General features: G+C 49.8%; 13 protein-coding genes. 8 read left to right on the plus strand and 5 right to left on the minus strand.

The annotated features are described in order from the left end of the window. Nucleotides 1-22: 22 nt before the first annotated feature. Together D9T21_RS12450 and D9T21_RS12455 are read right to left on the minus strand one after the other, a co-directional pair. Nucleotides 23-919, minus strand: coding sequence for a tetratricopeptide repeat protein (locus tag D9T21_RS12450; RefSeq protein WP_123325326.1), 897 nt, complete (start codon nt 917-919; stop codon nt 23-25). A 135-nt stretch (nt 920-1,054) separates the two neighbouring features. Continuing rightward, nucleotides 1,055-2,023, minus strand: coding sequence for a GGDEF domain-containing protein (locus D9T21_RS12455; protein WP_105933373.1), 969 nt, complete (start codon nt 2,021-2,023; stop codon nt 1,055-1,057). A 394-nt stretch (nt 2,024-2,417) separates the two neighbouring features. Here D9T21_RS12455 and D9T21_RS12460 point away from each other — a divergent pair, with 394 nt between their 5' ends. The 3 genes from D9T21_RS12460 (at nt 2,418) to D9T21_RS12470 (ending at nt 7,826) form a co-directional block, all read left to right on the plus strand. After that, complete coding sequence (locus D9T21_RS12460) at nt 2,418-3,275, plus strand: class II glutamine amidotransferase (RefSeq protein WP_123325327.1); 858 nt, start codon at nt 2,418-2,420, stop codon at nt 3,273-3,275. A 97-nt stretch (nt 3,276-3,372) separates the two neighbouring features. Beyond that, a complete protein-coding gene (locus D9T21_RS12465) occupies nt 3,373-4,260 on the plus strand; it encodes an ABC transporter ATP-binding protein (RefSeq protein WP_123325369.1) in 888 nt (295 codons plus the stop codon). Nucleotides 4,261-4,271: 11 nt separating this feature from the next. After that, on the plus strand, nt 4,272-7,826 hold the full coding sequence (locus tag D9T21_RS12470; RefSeq protein ID WP_123325328.1) for an ABC transporter permease/M1 family aminopeptidase: 3,555 nt from the start codon (nt 4,272-4,274) through the stop codon (nt 7,824-7,826). 37 nt (nt 7,827-7,863) lie between these two features. On the opposite strand, the gene D9T21_RS12475 is transcribed toward D9T21_RS12470, so the two are convergent. Together D9T21_RS12475 and D9T21_RS12480 are read right to left on the minus strand one after the other, a co-directional pair. Further along, the gene (locus D9T21_RS12475; protein ID WP_164464671.1) at nt 7,864-9,132 is read right to left on the minus strand and encodes a patatin-like phospholipase family protein; all 1,269 of its coding nucleotides are present in this window, start codon (nt 9,130-9,132) and stop codon (nt 7,864-7,866) included. A gap of 88 nt (nt 9,133-9,220) precedes the next feature. Continuing rightward, nucleotides 9,221-9,403: an oxidoreductase-like domain-containing protein gene (locus D9T21_RS12480; RefSeq protein WP_105933682.1), complete on the minus strand. Its 183-nt coding sequence runs from the start codon at nt 9,401-9,403 to the stop codon at nt 9,221-9,223. A 279-nt stretch (nt 9,404-9,682) separates the two neighbouring features. On the opposite strand from D9T21_RS12480, the gene D9T21_RS22740 reads away from it, so the two are divergent. Beyond that, complete coding sequence (locus D9T21_RS22740) at nt 9,683-9,823, plus strand: hypothetical protein (protein WP_164464672.1); 141 nt, start codon at nt 9,683-9,685, stop codon at nt 9,821-9,823. Nucleotides 9,824-9,846: 23 nt separating this feature from the next. On the opposite strand, the gene D9T21_RS12485 is transcribed toward D9T21_RS22740, so the two are convergent. Beyond that, entirely contained in the window at nt 9,847-12,201 is a 2,355-nt protein-coding gene (locus tag D9T21_RS12485) for a fatty acid cis/trans isomerase (protein ID WP_123325330.1), read from the minus strand. A gap of 320 nt (nt 12,202-12,521) precedes the next feature. Here D9T21_RS12485 and D9T21_RS12490 point away from each other — a divergent pair, with 320 nt between their 5' ends. From D9T21_RS12490 to D9T21_RS12505, 4 genes are read left to right on the plus strand one after another with little or no spacing between them, the layout of a single operon-like run. After that, nucleotides 12,522-12,905: a BlaI/MecI/CopY family transcriptional regulator gene (locus D9T21_RS12490; RefSeq protein ID WP_105933679.1), complete on the plus strand. Its 384-nt coding sequence runs from the start codon at nt 12,522-12,524 to the stop codon at nt 12,903-12,905. A gap of 58 nt (nt 12,906-12,963) precedes the next feature. Further along, entirely contained in the window at nt 12,964-14,247 is a 1,284-nt protein-coding gene (locus D9T21_RS12495; RefSeq protein ID WP_123325331.1) for a TolC family protein, read from the plus strand. Between the two features lie 8 nt (nt 14,248-14,255). Continuing rightward, complete coding sequence (locus D9T21_RS12500) at nt 14,256-15,494, plus strand: efflux RND transporter periplasmic adaptor subunit (protein WP_123325332.1); 1,239 nt, start codon at nt 14,256-14,258, stop codon at nt 15,492-15,494. A 10-nt stretch (nt 15,495-15,504) separates the two neighbouring features. Then, complete coding sequence (locus D9T21_RS12505) at nt 15,505-18,633, plus strand: efflux RND transporter permease subunit (RefSeq protein WP_123325333.1); 3,129 nt, start codon at nt 15,505-15,507, stop codon at nt 18,631-18,633. Nucleotides 18,634-18,711 lie beyond the last annotated feature (78 nt).

Raw genomic sequence — 18,711 nt, forward strand, 5'->3', positions numbered from 1 at the left:
CACTCAGCATAAGCCTGGACACCTAAAAGTCGTCGATATTGTCCTGTAATTGCTTATCGTCAGTGTTTGCCGCGAGCTTGAGGTGCTGTTTTACCGCATCAGTTGCACTGGTTAGCCGGTAGAGCTGGGCCAGTCGAAAGTGAGCCCATTGCTCAGATGGCAGGCCTGTGTCAGCTGGTACTGCCTCGACATAATCCAGTAATGCTTCGATACCTTGCTGAACTGACTGCTTACTAAACACCGCGTTGCGGCCTATCTGGTACAGGGCACTTAGCTTGAAGTGTGCTTCTTCGTCGTCAATAGGGGCGTTGGTAGCTTGGGTGAATTGCGCCAGCGCTTGTTCGTATTGCTCCTGTTGCTGTAGTGCCAGACCATGCTGGTAATAGAACTCGGCATGGTCGGGGTAGCGTTGTTGGGCGCTGGTCATGGTCTCCGTATAGGCATTATCGTTATCGGTCTGACGGTAGTAGTTTAATTTGGCGCGCATGCCTGCCTGTTCATCGAGTGCCGCAATATCGTTTACCTGTTGCCAGGCCAGCTCCGTATCGCCACCGGCAATGCCTGGCGCGCCCAGATAAAACATCATCAGGCCAAACTTATAGTCAGTGTTCTGTGGCTCAAGTAGGGCCGCCTGTTTAAAGCAGTCGAGGGATTTGCCGGCGTAACTGAGGGCCGAGAAAATCGACTGGCTGGCCTGAATCCCCATGACCTGACCACATAAAAAGTGCACATCGGCACGTTTGGGGGCGAGCTCGAGAGCTTCCTCGATTTTTTCTTCGGCATCGTCGATGTCAGAGCCCAACAAGGCTTGCGCCTGTTCCAGTAATTTATCTACCTGATCTGCTGGTGCATCGGCGAAGGTTAAATTAGCCGTGAGTAAGCTGCCGGCTAGCAGCAAAAGAGTGAGTTTACGTGACATCAGTTATATTCCCTGTCGTGTTAATCGGACTCAGGGTACTGTTTAGCCTGGGTTGGTAAACAGTGCCAAAAGTCACTTTCCGTTTAAAAATGCCTTGCTTCAGGCCTGACTGCTGAAGTTGAGTGCAGAGCCGGTCTAGAAAAACTCTATATCGTTATCAACAAACTGTTTTGCTGAGCGCTCGAGAATATTGGTCTGGTTCCGGCCATTTGATTTTGACAGGTACAGCGCTTCGTCTGCAACTTCGATCATCAGCGGCACGGCTTGTTCTGTATTGATTGGCGTACAACCAATACTCACGGTAACGTTACCTGAGGGAAACTCATAATTCTCAACTGCCAGGCGGAATCGTTCCAGCACCGCCAGCGCCCCGTTTTCATCGGTTTGGTTAATGATCACCAGAAACTCTTCACCACCATAGCGGAACAAAAAGTCGGAATGGCGGAAGGTGGTGCGCATAATATTCGCGAAGTGGATTAATACCTCGTCGCCGTAGAGGTGACCAAATTTATCGTTTATGGTTTTGAAATGGTCAATATCGAGCAGTGCGATATAGGAATTGAGTTCGTTGTTGGCGTTATTGCGGTAGAAATCCAGCACCTGCTCAAACGTGCTGCTGAGCGTCTGGCGGTTATTCAGACGGGTAAGAATATCCCGCTCCTTGGTATCGAACAGGCGAATCTGATGATCGTAAATCTTTGCCAGACCGCGCACCACTTCCAGGTTGTATTCGTCCACAACGCCCTTTATTAACACCAGTTTTTCAGGCGGCTCGCCGCGATTGACGTAAATATAAATGTACTCCTGCCTGTCACAGGTCAGGAAGGACACACCGGTTTCGCCATGCAGGCTGATGTCACGCACGATATCGGTGAATTCATCCTTGAAGTCTTCTGCCAGCGACAGGGGGAATTTGCGAATGAGTGGCTCTGGCGTCCGTTCGTCACGGTAATTCCGGCCCAGAATTTCGTAGGAAGAGACCTTTTCGATGGTGTCGATTTCAAGCAATGTATTCATTAACACGACATTCAGGTCGTGAAATGTTTTGGCTTCCAGTAATCTGGAAGACAGTTCAAAAGCTCTGGTGAGGTCTGGAAAGGTCATTATTATTAATTATCGCTCGGATACGGGCAGCTAAACTTCAGGTATTAATACCTGCTGCGCTACTATTAAGGAGATGCACACCGGGTCAGGCGTGCTGGTTATTCTGTTGACCTGAATACTACCCAATAGCTTACCGCAATAAGCTCTCAGGCATCCAGCCCAAAATAGTATAAATTGGTGAAAAAACGTGTCAATGTCATTTAAGCAGTTATTTTTGCTAAATTTCTATATTTAACAGTTATTTATATTGATCAATGTGAGTATTCCCACAACTTTTGAAGATGCTCCGGAGGTTTGCTTCTTAAACCTGATGGTAATAACTGTACCTGAGAGTTGAATCCCCCGGTGTCAGTGATTATTCTTCCCGCATATCCGTTTATTTTGAGGTTAGCCAATGTGTGAATTGCTCGGCATGAGTGCCAATACGCCCACTGATTTGTGTTTTAGTTTTACCGGACTAACACGGCGCGGTGGCGGCACCGGGCCACACAAAGATGGCTGGGGTGTGGCGTTCTACGAGGGTAAAGGAGTGCGGCTGTTTCACGATCCCGAGCCATGTGCCACCTCGCCCATAGCGGAGTTTGTTGGCAAACTGCCGATCAAGAGTAAAACCGCTATCTGCCATATTCGCCAGGCTAACGTTGGCAACATTAATCTGGCCAATACTCATCCTTTTGTTCGCGAACTGTGGGGGCGCAACTGGGTATTTGCACACAATGGCCAGATCCCTGGGTTCTCCCGACGGGTGGGCATGTACGAAGCCATTGGAGATACCGATAGTGAAGAGCTGTTCTGCGACATCATGAATCAGGTGCGTCACAGCCTGCCCCGGGATGCCATGCCTGCTCAACTCACCCAAACTCTGGTTGGCCTGGCCCAGGAATATGCCCGACAGGGGGTGTTTAACTGTTTACTGAGTAACGGCGACTGGTTGTTTACCTTTTGCAGCACCAAGCTGGCCAGTATTACCCGGCGTGCGCCGTTTGGTCCCGCTTGTCTGAAAGACGTGGAAGTAGAGATTGATTTTGCCGCCGAAACCACACCAAAGGATGTGGTCAGTGTTATTGCCACCGAACCACTTACCAGTGACGAGCAATGGGACGTTTACGAGCGCGGCGAATGGCGTTTGTGGCAGCTTGGTGAAGTAGTTGCCAGTGGCAAAGTTGACGTGCCGGTGCACTCCACTGAGGCGGCCCTGACCAGTCCCAAAAATATGCCCAGGGACTGTGAACCCCGGCCCGGACAAAGATGAAGCAAGAGTGTTATAAATCGTTACAAATTTAAAGCTTACCTGGCCAGCTTAATAGGGTAGTGTGAAAATCACACAATTATAAGCAGACGGAATGGCCATGCTCTCAATCACTCAACTTACCAAAACCTACTCTAATGGCGTACGTGCGCTGGACGGTATCAACCTTAATATTCCCAAGGGTATGTTTGGCCTGTTAGGGCCAAACGGCGCGGGTAAATCTTCTTTAATGCGTACCATCGCTACCCTGCAGGCGCCTGACCAGGGAAGCATTGTCTTCGACGGTACCGATGTCATTGCCCAACCTAATGAACTGCGCCAGCGATTAGGTTATCTGCCACAGGATTTTGGCGTATATCCGCGGATCAGCGCCGAGCGTCTGCTTGACCACCTGGCTGTCCTCAAGGGCTTAAACAATAAAGCCGAACGTAAAGAAGCAGTAGAAGGTTTGTTGGTACACACTAATCTCTGGCAGCACCGAGATAAGGCTGTGAGTGGTTATTCGGGGGGGATGCGTCAGCGATTTGGGATTGCTCAGGCATTATTGGGTGACCCGGATTTGATTATTGTAGATGAGCCCACCGCCGGTTTGGATCCGGAGGAACGCAATCGCTTTCACAATCTGTTGGTGAGCCTGGGGGAAGAAAAGGTGATTATCCTTTCTACCCATATTGTTGAAGATGTGTCTGAGCTTTGCCCTAACATGGCGGTCCTGGGCCAGGGACAAATCCTCCTTGAAGGAAACCCTATTGAATTAACTTATCAGCTCAAAGGCCGGATCTGGTGTAAGCAGGTTAGCCAGGAAGAGCTTAAGGAAATTGAACAACAGTACAGCCTGATCTCCTCGCGGCTGATTGCCGGTAAACATGTGGTGCATATTATGGCCGATGACGCGCCCGAAGGCTTTGAGGCCGCGCCAGCGAATCTTGAGGACGTGTACTTCTCCACCCTTTATGAATCACGCAAAAAATCAGCCCAGGCCGCATAAGGAGCGTTACTATGTTTTGGAAAAGCCTGGCTTTTGAGTGGCGCTATTTCCTGCGCCAGCCGTCATTTACGGTAACCGCCCTGGTGTTCTTTTTACTGCCTTTTATGGCAACCACTACCGACAGCGTGCGCATTGGTGGCGGCGGTAATGTCTTATATAACGGCAGCTACGCAATTGCTCAAACTGTGTTGGTTATGGGCGTTTTCGCGCTCTTCTTACTGGTAAACTTTATTGCGGGTACTGCAACCCGTAATCACACTACCAAAATGAGTGAGCTGGTTTATACCCGACCGGTGAATCCGGCCAAATACCAGTTAGGCCGCTTCCTCGGCTCAACGCTGGTGACTCTGACAGTATTTGCGGCAGTGCCGCTTGGTGTACTGATTGGTTCATTAATGCCCTGGGTCGATCCTGAGCGGATTGGTGCCACTCAGCTGAGTTTCTATTTAGCGCCCTTTTTCTACATTATTGTGCCGGGCTTTTTATCCCTCGGGATGATTTTCTTCGCTCTGGCGCAGCGCGTACGCTCGATGATGGCAGCCTACCTCACGGCATTGGGGATCTTTATTGTGTACGTGGTGGGCGGTGTCATCACCAGTGAGCCCGAGTATCGCGAAATTGCCGCCTTACTCGACCCCTTTGCACTGCGAACCTTTGGTGAAATCAGCCGTTACTGGACCGTATTTGATAAAAACGTCACAGCTATCACACTGGATGGTGTATTACTGCAGAACCGCCTTATCTGGCTGGGCATCGGTGCCGTAATTCTGTTTGCCTTTGGTGGTATCTTTTCTTTCAAATGGCAACAGGGCAGTAAAAAAGTTAAGCCCTCCAAGGCATCCAGAGTGCCAGCGCCAGAGGGTAATCGCATTAGTTTCAAAGCCAGCGGCGGTTATCAGTGGAGCAAGTTTGTCACTAACCTTGGGTTTGAAATGCGTCAGGTGCTGTTAAGCCCGGCGATGATTGTGTTGGTACTGTTCAGCATCTTTAACCTCACCTCGCTTTACGCGGTGGCCTATGGCGGCCTGTATGGCACCGACAACTGGCCTCTTACGCAAAACATGACCCAGGCCATTGTAGATAACTTCAGCCTTACCATGATGATAGTGGTGATTTATTACAGTGGCGAAATTGTCTGGCGCGAGCGGGGCAGCGGCATGGGCGACATTATCGAGTCTACCCCGGTATTTAACGCGGTATTCTGGGTCTCCAAGCTGTTTTCCATGTGGGCAGTGCTGGCTGTTCTGTATGTCATAGGCATGCTGTTCACCATTTTCTTCCAGCTAACCAAAGGTTATACCAATCTGGAGTTGGGACTGTATATCACTGAGCTGTTTTATGTTGAGCTGTTACCCTGGATGTGGGTGACCGTGCTGGCATTCTTTATTCAGGTACTGAGCCCTAATAAGTACATGGGTATGCTGATTACCTCTGCTTACCTCATTTCAACTCTGGTGATGAATCAGTTGGGTGTGGAACACAATATGTGGACGTTTGGTAATGCGCCGCAGGTATTGTATTCCGATCTCAATGGTTACGGCTGGTTCTTAACCGGATTCAACTGGTACATGTTGTACTGGGGAGCGCTGAGTCTGGCATTGTCTGTGATTGGTTATGGACTGTGGCAGCGCGGTCCGGAGAGCAAGCTTAAAGACCGTTTTAAGCTGCTAGGTTATCAGATGGGCAGCACCGGCAAAGGCCTGCTGGCCGCCAGCCTGATAGTGTTTATTGCCACCGGCGGGTATATCCACTACAACACCAAAGTGCTTAATGAGTTTACCGGCCGGGATGAAAGTCTCGACCGACAGGCCGAGTATGAGCGTCAGTTTGTGCAATACGAAGACGCCAACATTCCGATTGTTACCAAAGCGAATGCGCTGGTGGATATCTATCCTGAAGAGCGGCGCATAGAAGCCACCGCCGAGGTGGTGTTTGAAAACAAACGGGATACACCGATTACCCGGGCGCTGGTGTCTATTCCTCGCCATACACCGGAGTGGCATATTGATATCCCCGGTGCCCAGGTGGTGGAAATTATCGACGAGTTTAACTCTGCCTGGCTGGAGTTTGATAAGCCTATGATGCCCGGCGAAGAGCTGGCAGGCAGTGTTTCCGTGGTTCGCGACCATGCGGGTTTCAAAGACCGCGGATTTGATCTGATGGTGGCAGAAAACGGGACCTTCATTAATAACTACGAGTTGCTCCCGATATTCGGCTTTCGTGGTGACTATTTGATTAGCGATCGTCATGAGCGCCGTAAGCGGGATCTCCCTGAGCGTCCGCGGGCAAATAAACTGGAAGATACCAGCAAGTACGCGCAAAGCTTCTTTGGTCCGGGCGTCGGGTTTATTGATTTTGAAACCACTATTTCAACGTCTGCCGATCAGATTGCCATTGCGCCGGGTTACCTGCAAAAAGAATGGACCGAGAACGACCGCCGTTACTTCCATTACAAAATGGATGCGCCGATGGTGGCTTTTTATTCCTTCCTGTCTGCCCGTCACGAGGTCAAGCGTGACGAGCATAACGGCGTGAATATCGAAGTCTATTACGATCCAAAACATGCCTGGAATGTGGATATCATGATCCAGAGTGTGAAGGACTCACTGGATTACTTTGAAGCCGAGTTTGGCCCTTATCAGCATAAACAAATGCGCATTATTGAATTTCCGGGCTACCGCTCATTTGCGCAGAGTTTTGCCAATACCGTGCCTTATTCAGAGGTGATTGGCTTTACTGCCGATCTGCGTAACAGTGAAGACATTGATTATGTTTATTATGTTACCGCCCATGAAGTTGCCCACCAGTGGTGGGGGCATCAGCTTGGCGCTGCCGATGTGCAGGGCAGTGCGATCCTGTCGGAAAGTCTGTCTCAGTACAGTGCTATTATGGTGCTGCAGAAGCGCTATGGCGAAAACATGATCCGTAAGTTTCTGACCTATGAACTGGACCGCTACTTACGTGGTCGCAGTAGCGAACTGCTAGAGGAAATGCCGTTTATGCGCAGTGAAAACCAGCAGTACATTCACTACCGTAAAGGCTCTGTGGTAATGATGTCGATTCTTGACCGGTTAGGCGAAGAGAGGCTAAATGCGGCGCTTGAACAGTTAATGACAGACTTCCGGTTTAAGTCAGATCCCTACCCGACTACGCTGGATTTACAGGCTGCGCTAAATGCACAAGCCACACCGGAAGAACAGGCGTTTATTGCCGATATCTTCGAGCAAATCACCCTGTATGATTTGAAAGTGGATGAAGTAGAGACGGCACCTTTAGAAGAGGGCTATGAGGTAACCATTACCGTTAGTGGCGCAAAATATGCCGCCGACGGTCAGGGCATGGAAACCGAACAGCCACTTGAGGAGTGGGTAGATATTGGTGTGTTTAACAGTGATCCGTCGATACTTACCGATGATAGCCAGGTGCTCTACAAAGCCAAACACAAAATTGTCAGCGGCGAAAATACCATAACCGTTACCGTGGCTGAAAAGCCGTTATATGTTGGTGTTGACCCGTTTGTAAAACTTATCGACCGCGACAGCGGGGATAATGTGAAACGGCTCTAATAGCGAGAGGCCGGCTCGAATGAGCCGGTTACCGTTATTATTTAAGACCCGCCAGAGTCAGGCGGGTCTTTTTATATTCCGACCAGTTAAAATTATCTAAAAACTCCAGCGAAGCGGCCAGGCCACGTTTGAACAGGTCGAGTTTCGCTTCATTCGACAACTCAAAGTCCAGCCAGTGATGTTCACCGGTATCAATGCTTTTTACCAGCTTTTTGTAGTCGGGGTTTTTACGGATAAACTCTTCATCCGAGTCGTGGCGCATAGCGCCGATCAATGAACCCAGGTAGGGCTTAATACCATCAATGTTTCCTGCAACATACTCTTCAATGCCAAGCTTGGCGCCAAAGGTCGGCATTTTAGGCACCGAATTGGTGGTATGGAAAAGGTTAATGGGAAAGTTAGAAATTAATCCGCCGTCAACAAACACCGCGGTGTCGGGCATGGATTTCTTTTTATAACCCAGCGCCTGCCAGGCATCGGTTACCGATTGCGTTTTGGGTACCGGTACCTTAAACGGATAAAAGAAAACCGGTACTGACATGGAAGCCCGGGCAAAGTCGGCAGGGTTGGCCTGATCCAGATCGGAGTAAAACAGCTTTCCATCCCGCTCGGGCAGCACAATTTTGGTGGTACTGGAGAGTTCGGCGGTAACGACTTTTAACTCTACCTGCCAGTTTTGCGGGTCAAAAGAAGCCGCATTCGGGACCTCTATGTTTTCTGGTAATGGCACCGGGTCAAAGCGCAGTCCCGGTACAGGAGTATTCATTTGTTGCTTTAAGGCCTGCCATGAATCACTGTGATTTTCGGCCAGAATATCCTTAAGCCATTGGTGAAAAGTGGTGCCGGGGTTAAGACCAAGGTGTTTTAGTAAAGAGCGCAGGATAGCCAGCGAAACAGAATACTTCCACAACCAGTGTTTACCGGCCAGCCAGGCCTCTGTTGCCAGGCGGCTCAGTTTGTTGCCATCCTGAAAGCTGGCCATGGGCATATTGGCCACAGCGGCAATCATCTTTTCGCTTTTGGCGTCAAATGGCGTGCCGAGCGCCTGCACCAGCAAGGCATTAATGGCACCTGCCGAGGTGCCGGCCACCGAGCGAAAACGAATACCAGCCGCTTCCAGGCCGTAGGTATAGCCAACCAGTGACAAACCGAGAACCCCGCCACCTTCCATCACCAGGTCGATATACTGATGACCCTCTTCGTCAACGATATCGGACACGCGTTTACTGCGCAGTTGCTGGAGTTGATTGACCAGTGATTGCACTTCACTGTCTGCGGTAAAGTAATCAGGTTGAAGCTGGCTCATTGTCGGCATCCTTTGCAAAGACTGCCGTCAGGGTAGCGCTGTATGATTGAAAAGTGAACAGGTTTTGAGCTATTCCTTTGCTGCAACGTTAACGAGGTTTTTGCGCAGCACCATCTTCTGTCTCTGCGGCCTGGGTTTCTAACGCCCGCTTGGCTTCCCGCCATTCAGCGAGTTTTTCAAAGTAAACATCCCACACACAAGGGCAGCAAGCGCCGCCGCCACAGCAGTCACTGTTAAGGGGTTTTTCCGGTTCTGGTGGTAGTTGATTCATAAGGCCTCCCTGTTTTTTATTATGTGGGGAGGTGTATCGGTAAGCAAATCATCTGCAGTAATGGTGGTTATGAGCGGGTTATCAGCGTTGTTGATAAGACTTATCGAAACTTTTAATAATTAAGTAACTCATTGTAATTATTCAATTTGTTAATGTTTTAACAGGGTCGGTGCAGAAATTAATCATTTGGCTAATACGCAGAAAATCCAAAGGCTGTTAATTTAATGTTAACGGTGTTGCTCAGGCATCGCTTTAGCTTACGTTCTAAGGAGTGCAGATATGTCTGCCATGATACAAAAGACAGCCTCAGTAAAGCTGCACGGCTGGCTAAAAGAAAAAGTACGTGACCCTAATATGTATTGTGCCCTGGCCGGCGTGGCGGCCCTTGCCGTGATCGAGTTGGTGGTATTTGCCGGCTGATAGCAACCGGCAACCCGGCGGGCCTACCAGTTAGTCAGCCGGTTATAGTCCAGGTAACCAAACTCCAGTGGATAGGTTTTGCTGTACCACTGATGAATGGTATCGCTGACCTGCCAGAAATCGGTGGCAGTGCGTCGTACGCCGAATGTTTCATATAGTCGCTGCAGGTCGGCCTCGTTTTGCAAACCGGCAATGTGCTCACTAAAGGCGGGCAACTGTTGTTCGCTCAGGTGAAAAATGGCATTGGGGTGTGAGGTGGCAAAACCATAAGCCAGGGTTAGTGTATCTTCTTCCGGCAGGCGTCTGGCATCCTCAGCAATAATATGCGAGATATTGGTATAGGCGTTATTGCTTAGCAACGTATAGACATGCTTAACCTCGCCGCTTTCATCTTCTACCAGCACGATACTGCTCTGTGGCAACAACGAGGCCGGAATGCCGTTGGTCGCCGTAATACGCTCCAGCGCGGTTAAACTGGTATCGTCGGTGAAGCCGTTAGACAGCTCATGACGCGGGCTCAGCACATCGGCGAGGTGGTGTTTTACCCGCTGATATAATTCATTGAGAGGCTCTTCGGTGTTGAATGTCATGGCAGTTTCGCCACTTAGCTGGTGGCCATCGGCAACATATTTCTCCACCGGGCTAACCACGCCCCGATACCATTTATCCCACACCGTCTGGCGGGTTTGCGCCGGCAACAACGAAAGAAAATTAAACTCCCCTTCCATCCGCAAAAAGTCCATGTAGATACGGCTGTTAAGCTGGTGGCCGACATTGCCGTACACATCATAGCCCGCCACCAGTAAGTAGTGAATGCGCTCAAACAGCGGGTAAGTAATGATCCATGCTGTTTGTGGGCGCTCACCCACTAAGCCTTTTACTACGGTGGCGGCATCGTAATGGCGCAAAATCGTCAGGCCAGCATTTTCATTTTCACCGTCGCCCTGCCAGATGACGTCTAAATCGAGAGGCACTTCGTCCTGGGCGTGCTGCGCAATATACTGACTGCGGGCTTCCAGATATTGACGCTCCTGCCTGGCGTACTTTATCCAGTTGGTGGGCATGGCGTTAGATTGTTCTTCGGCGGGCATGCTGATGGTATTTCGCGCGTCGCGTAAAAATGCATCCTGATGCTCCAGAATGTCACTGGACGGATTTAAAAACATCACCCAGAAATGATCGTTGATTACGTTAAGGGCAATTTGACCACGACAAACCGGCCCCTTAATAAATTGCATAATGGTGTACTGAGCTTCGTCAATCATAAACCGGTAACGCGACGATACCGGGATTTGAGCAAACGCCACAAACGGATTGGAAGCAACTTCCGGCGCGTAGCCGGGTAACTCTGAAACCTCATATTCGGGTTCAATAAACCAGCCCTGCCATTTTTCCATGCGGACTTCGTCGAGCTTAATGGGCATATGTAACTTGCTGACGATGGTGTTTTTCACCGGCATAAAACGGTAGTAAACCCGCTGATTAGTATTGCTGTCCTGCTCGGAGAAAGGTGAGCTGAAAGGACGCCTTGTTGCCAGTGGTGTAAAGGGCTCGCCCGGCGGTGTCAGTGCTCGTTGTAAGGAGTAAAAGCGGGTGTTGCCCTGTTTATCCTCAAAATAGATGTGCGCAATAAACAAATGCTCATAAAAGTAGCGACTGACCAGCTGATGTTTGTAAGAGTCCTGATTGAGAAAAGCTTCCCACCTGGCTATTCCTTGCTGATCTGAAGCCGGCACCGGAGCAGGTTCCGACGCGGGTGCGCCTGCCTGTAGCCAAGCCATGATTTGTTCATGTTCCTTCTGAGCAATGGCCGGTAAACCATAAGGCATACCCCACTGCGGATGATCCTTCTGATATGCGGGGAATTCATCAACCGTCGGGCACTGCATCTCACGGTTAATATCAAACTCAAAATTGTCGCCAAGGGGTTCGTTAGTGTTAGTAGGATGGGACTGCTTTAGCGCCAGCATGGAGGCCAGCACGCTATTATTGAGCTGGTTATTAAACTCGCTGATTTCGTCGAGTACAGGATAAAAGTCTTTGCCACGCCATTCTCCCGGGCTTTGCGCATCGATAAATAAGCGGCTTGGGCTGTCGGCCAGCAGACGATCGCCATGATAGACCGGTGCTTTATTGGCACCGCGGGTGATGCCTTCGTAGCTGCCAAGTTTTAACTGGCAGGGCGCATCGTAGCAGGCGTGACACACCACACAACGCTTGTCGAGGATAGGCTGTATAGTCTGGCTGAAGGTATTGTCCGGATCAGTAGGCGGATTATCGTAGGGAGAGGTCACACTTTCCTGTTCGATGATGGCCGGAGTGCAGCCAATCGCGCAGGCTATCAGCAACAGGCAGGTTATTTTTATGAGTTTTGACATGCAACGTATCTCACCACGATTTAACTACCGCACCGATAATAACTGGTTTTAGGTCATTATACCCGTGCAACCTTTATATGCCTTATTAAGGTTGGCTAACCATAAGGAAGTACAGCGCTTTTCGGCCTGCTACACCACAGTAAATACGCTTAATGACAAATTTTTAAAGTTTTATTCTGTTTGGCAGGCCACTTACAACCAGTTCTGCCAGCATAATGCCTTACACTATTACCCATTCGTTCATTTGTTTATGTTAAAAACCGATTGCCTGTCGGTTTTCATTTTGCGAGCATGTGTTAAAAGTGTTCAGAGGCAATAAAATGCAATTCGGTGATTTAGAAAAACTAGTTCTTAAGTATCTTTGGCAAACATCGGAGGCAGATGTTAAACAGGTGCATCGCGTGGTAAGTCAGACACGTCAAAGTTCGCTTAATACAGTACAAAGTGCGTTAGAGAGGTTATTCAAAAAGGGTGTTTTAAGTAGGCGAAAGCACGGGCATGCTTACCTTTACCAACCCAAAGTCGACCGTGAAGGGCTGATAAATAAGTTGATCAGTAATGTTACCAGTGACTTTATTGAAGAAGGTGAAAATAGCCTTATCGCTGCGTTTGGATCAGTGTCGGCGAGTTTGGATGACAACGAGCTAGATGCGCTCGAGCAGCTCATTGAGCAACAGCGCTCGTTACGTAATCATAAAAAATAACCTGTTAAGCATGACCTCAGGTTCAGTCGAATTTAGCTGTTAACGAATAAGGTAAGTAATGAAAAAAATTCCACAGCGAAAACTATGTAAAAAACCGATTGCTGGTCGGTTTTTTGCCGGGGTGATCGGATGCTTGGTTAGCCTGTCTGTATTCGCAGCAGAGGGCCTGCCGTCAGCATCATTATCCATGAGTGACGTGTTAACTCTCACGATGAATAATCATGCTGACTTAAAAGCACTGGTGAAGCAACAGGATGTGTTGCAGGGACGCATCAGACAAGCTGCTACCGCACAACGACCGCAAATTGGTCTGATGGTAGAAGACGCGATGGGAAGCGGCGATTACAGCGGGCTGAAAAGTATGCAAACAACGCTGACTTTCTCCTGGCTACTGGAACAGGCACAAATTGATAGTCGCGTGAAAGCCATCGAAAGCGAAGCTGAGCAGTTACAGATCGACAAACAAATTAAAGCGCTGGATTTGGCCGCTTTAGCAGCCCGTCAATTTATTGAAGTACTGATTAAAACTGAACGCCTGACCCTTAATAAGCTCGCCGTAGAACAAGCCAAAGACGTGTTAAGCGCTATTAATGAACGGATCGCAGCAGGTAAAGGCTCGGCGATCGAACGCAAACTGGGAGAGGCTGAACTTGTCAGACGTGAACTGGCGGTAGAAGACTTAATACATGAGATTCAGGCGTCGAAGTATCAGCTAAGTGCGCTGTGGGGCCAACCAGATACAAATTTCCAGCTAGCAGGTGATTTACTCGATGTGCCAGTCATACCTGCCGCTCAGCCCTATGTAGATACATTAAAACGTAATCCCAGCGTAAAACGTTTTGCTACGGCTCAGCGTATCGCGCAATCGCAAATTGAACGGGCCCGTATCGAAGCTCGTCCCCAATGGCAATTATCAGCTGGTGTGAGACGATATGAAACCACTGACGATTTTGGCTTTGTTGCCGGCATTACCATTCCCTGGGGCAACGCCGATTACAACGCCGGTACTATCGCCGCCTTACAAGCGCAGCAGGAGGTGCTTAACAGTCAGCAGGCTTCCTTAATGCAACAGCTTGATGCTCAACTGTTTGTGTTGCTTCAGGAAATGAAGCACTCAATGCATGTTATTGAAAAAGTTGATAACAGTATCGTCCCCACTCTCGAATCAGCGCTTTCGGAAGCCAGGAAAGCGTTTGAGCTTGGTCAGTTAAGTTACAACCAGTGGAGTGATGTACGCCATGAATTACTCAGTGCGCAGTCACAGTTACTGGATGCTTATCAGAGCCTGCACCTACAGCATATCGAAATTCAGCGCCTCACCGGCACTTCGCTTTCCCAATGAGACCAACTATGAAGAACAATAAACTATTATCATCGTTAAGCCTCGCACTCATGCTGTGCTGGGGACTTCCAGTATCGAGTGCCGTTGCCTCATCTGCTCCGGCAGAAGCTGCCCAGGAAGAGCCTGAAAAAGGACCGCATCGCGGCAGAATGCTGCGCGAAGAGGAGTTTGCCATAGAGCTGGCCATTTTTGAAACTGGTGTACCGCCAGAGTTTCGGGTTTGGGCAACCAGTAATGGTACGCCGGTAAATCCCCGGCAGGTCGAACTTAACGTTAAACTCACCCGTTTGGGTGATGTAGTGGATGATATTCATTTTCGTGCCCAGGGGGATTTTTTACGTGGTGACATGGTCATTTATGAACCCCATTCGTTTTATGTGACGGTTACTGCACGTCATAACGGCAAGTCTTATCGCTGGGAATATGACAATTACGAAGGGCGAACCACCATTGAACAAGCAGTGGCGGATGCAATGGAAATCGAAACGGAATTTGCCGGAGCAGCAACATTGCATCAGTCGATACCGGCGTATGGCTCACTGTCGCTCCCGCCCGGCGCCATAACAAACATAAGCGCTCGCTTTGACGGTGAAATACAACGCCGCCATGTGTCACTCGGTGACAAGGTAAGCAAAGGACAAACCTTATTTACAGTAGAGAGTAACGAGAGTTTAAAACCCTACACAATTAAAGCGCCCACCAGTGGTGTGGTTACCGCTCAACAAGCTAATACTGGTGAACAAACTCAGGGGCGTACCTTGTTAACACTTACTGCTACCGATAAATACAACGCTCGTCTGGCGGTATATCCCGCGGATTATAACAAGGTCAGTATCGGTAGTGATGTCACCCTTGAGATAGAAGGTGCCGAGCAACCGGTTAGTAGCATCGTGTCATTTATTGAACCCAATGTTCGCGATGATCAAGCGCGTATTGTATGGGTTGAAGTGGCCGATCCGGATCGCCGTTTAACCACCGGTAGTTTTGTTAAAGCCCGTATCAATGTCGCCAATATTGATGTGCCGCTGGCGGTTAAAAAAGTTGGATTACAGGGCTTTCGTGATTTCACTGTCGTGTATGCCAAAGTGGGTGAGCAGTACGAAGTTCGTATGCTCGAACTTGGTCGCGAGGGTGGTGAGTGGATAGAGGTGCTTGGCGGACTTGAGCCGGGTACTGAATACGTCACAGAAAACAGTTTCATTCTTAAAGCCGACATTGAAAAGTCCGGCGCTTCTCACGACCACTAGGAGCTGAAGCATGCTGGAATCGATATTACGCTTTTCGATAAAACGCAAACTGCTGGTGTTGGCACTGGTGTTGATGGTGGCTGGACTTGGCGTATGGAATTTTACCAAATTACCCATTGATGCTGTGCCGGATATTACCAACGTGCAGGTGATGATCAATACTGAGGCGGCTGGTTATACCCCGCTGGAAGTCGAACAGCGCGTGACCTTTCCGTTGGAAACTGCACTGGCCGGATTGCCCGGCCTGACCTATACACGTTCGGTTTCCCGCTATGGCCTGTCGCAAGTGGTGGCGATTTTTAGTGATGACACTGACGTGTATTTTGCCAGGCAGCTGGTTAATGAACGCTTGTCTGCCGCGCGCTCTGAGTTGCCTGTTGGACTTGAGCCTGAGTTGGGGCCTATTGCGACCGGGCTGGGCGAGATCTTTATGTTTACGGTAGATGCCGAGCCGGGGGCGACTAACGCTGATGGCACGCCGGTATCGCCAATGGATCTGCGCACGGTACATGACTGGACGATTCGCCCGCAACTGATGCGCGTGCCGGGTGTGGTCGAGGTTAATCCGATCGGCGGCTACGAACGTGAAGTGCTGATTGCGTTTAAACCCGCAAAGCTGCTTGCTTATCAATTAACACAGGCGGATGTGGTGGATGCCATTGCGGCAAACAACCAAAACCGTGGCGCCGGGTTTATCGAACAAAACGGCGCACAGTGGTTACTGCGGGTGCCGGGACAAGCCGACAGTATTGACGAACTGGGCAAGATCCCGCTTACCGAGGTGAATGGTTCGGCGGTGTACATTAAGGATGTGGCTGAAATTCAAAACGGCAAGGGTCTGCGTACCGGCGCGACAACCCAAAATGGCCGTGAAGTGGTCATGAGTACGGTATTTATGCTGATAGGTGAAAACAGCCGCACTGTCGCCCACGCCGTGGCGCAAAAACTGAAAGAGATAAACCGTTCTTTACCTGAAGGAATTGTCGCAACAGCGGTGTATGACCGTACTAAGCTGGTTGACAAGACCCTGCAAACGGTTGAAACCAACCTGGCCGAAGGCGCGTTACTGGTTGTTGTGGTGCTGTTTTTGTTGTTGGGAAATTTCCGCGCAGCGTTTTTAACGGCATTGGTTATTCCGTTTGCCATGCTGATGACCATTACCGGGATGGTGCAAACTCGGGTGAGTGCTAATCTGATGAGCTTAGGGGCGCTGGACTTTGGTTTGTTGGTAGATGGCGCCATTATTATCGTGGAAAACTGTTTGCGTCGCCTGAGTCAGCAGGGCAATCAGATCTTACCGGTAAAAGAGCGTATGGCAGTGGTATTTGATGCCACCCGAGAAGTCATTCGCCCGGCGTTATTCGGCGTATTTATTATAACGGCTGTGTACTTACCTATTTTTGCGCTGGAAGGTGTCGAAGGCAAGATGTTCCACCCGATGGCCATGACCGTGGTGATTGCTCTGCTGAGTGCCATGGTGCTGTCGGTAACCTTTGTGCCGGCCACAATCGCGTTATTGTTTAACAAGCCGGTAAAAGAAAAGCACAGCCCGATTATTAAAGGTGCAGAGTATCTTTATCGTCCTGCGTTGCGGTTCGTGCTGAAAGCGCGCTGGCTGGTCGTCGCGATGGCTACTGCGCTGGTGATGGTATTTGGTTATCAGGCCACCCAACTGGGCAGTGAATTTGCGCCGAATCTTGATGAGGGGGACATTGCCATGCATGCGCTCAGGATCCCCGGTACGTCACTGAGTCAGGCCGTGGCCCTGCAAAAAATTCTTGAAGAAAAAATCAGCGAAATGCCGGAAGTTGAGCGGGTATTTGCCAAAATCGGCACCGCCGATGTTGCCACTGATGCGGTGCCGCCGAGCGTTGCTGATAACTTTATTATTTTAAAGCCTCGTGAGCAGTGGCCGGATCCTGACAAGCCCAAAGAACAGGTTGTCAATGAACTGGCAGCCATTGTTGCGCCGATTCCGGGCAACCGTTACGAGTTCCTGCAACCTATCCAAATGCGTTTCAACGAGTTGTTAGCTGGCGTACGTGCCGAACTTGCCATTAAGGTCTTTGGTGATGACTTCGATGTGCTGACCGGAATGGGAAGCGAGATTGAAAGCGCAATCGCTGGCGTAGCAGGAATCGCCGATGTACAGGTGGAACAAACGACGGGTCTGCCGATGCTCAATATTGTGCCTAAAACCGCGAAATTGGTGCAGTTTGGGCTCAGTAAAGCACAGTTGCAAAATCAGCTGGCTACGGCGATGGGGGGCACGATCGCCGGAAAATTCTATCAAGGGGATATTCGTTCTGACATCGTTGTTAGACTCGATGAGACTCGTCGTGCTGATATTGAAGCGCTGGCTTATTTGCCAGTGAATTTACCCGATGGCCATGTGATGCCATTACAAGAACTGGCGGATTTGGAGCTGGTTTCCGGCGCCAACCAGATTAACCGTGAAAACGGTAAACGCCGTATGGTGGTAACCGCAAACGTAAGAGGACGGGATCTGGGCAGTTTTGTTGCTGATATTCAGCAAGCTATCAACAGTAAAGTTGATGTGCCGGCGGGTTACTGGGTGGAGTACGGCGGTACGTATCAGAAACTGCAATCGGCCTCTGCTCGTTTAAGCGTCGTGGTGCCGGTAACTCTGTTGTTGATTATCGGCTTACTTATTCTGGCTTTGAGCTCGGTAAAAGATGCCATGATCATTTTTACCGGTGTACCACTGGCTTTAACCGGTGGGGTTGCTGCCCTGATGCTGCGGGATATTCCTTTCTCGATATCGGCAGCCGTTGGCTTTATTGCCCTGTCAGGGATCGCCATTTTAAATGGTTTGGTAATGGTGTCGTTTATTCGTGAATTGCGCCGTAATGGGCATACGCTGGAACAAGCGATATTTGAAGGTGCACTGACGCGTTTGCGACCGGTACTGACCACCGCCCTGGTCGCTTCACTGGGGTTCATTCCCATGGCATTGAATACCGGTATTGGTTCAGAAGTTCAGCGTCCGTTAGCGACAGTTGTGATTGGCGGCATAATCTCCTCAACACTGCTTACGCTGTTTGTTATCCCTGGTTTATATCGTATTTTACACCGTGACAAGCCAGATAACCCGGGCTCTCAGGCGCAGAGCGAATGATTGGTCAAGCGAAACGCGCGGCCGGGCCGCTCAGTAGTTAATGGTGCGGTTCGATTGCCTACAGCATTTTATGCTTAA

It is taken from the genome of Marisediminitalea oceani (assembly GCF_003731635.1).
Classification (GTDB): Bacteria; Pseudomonadota; Gammaproteobacteria; order Enterobacterales; family Alteromonadaceae; genus Alteromonas; species Alteromonas oceani.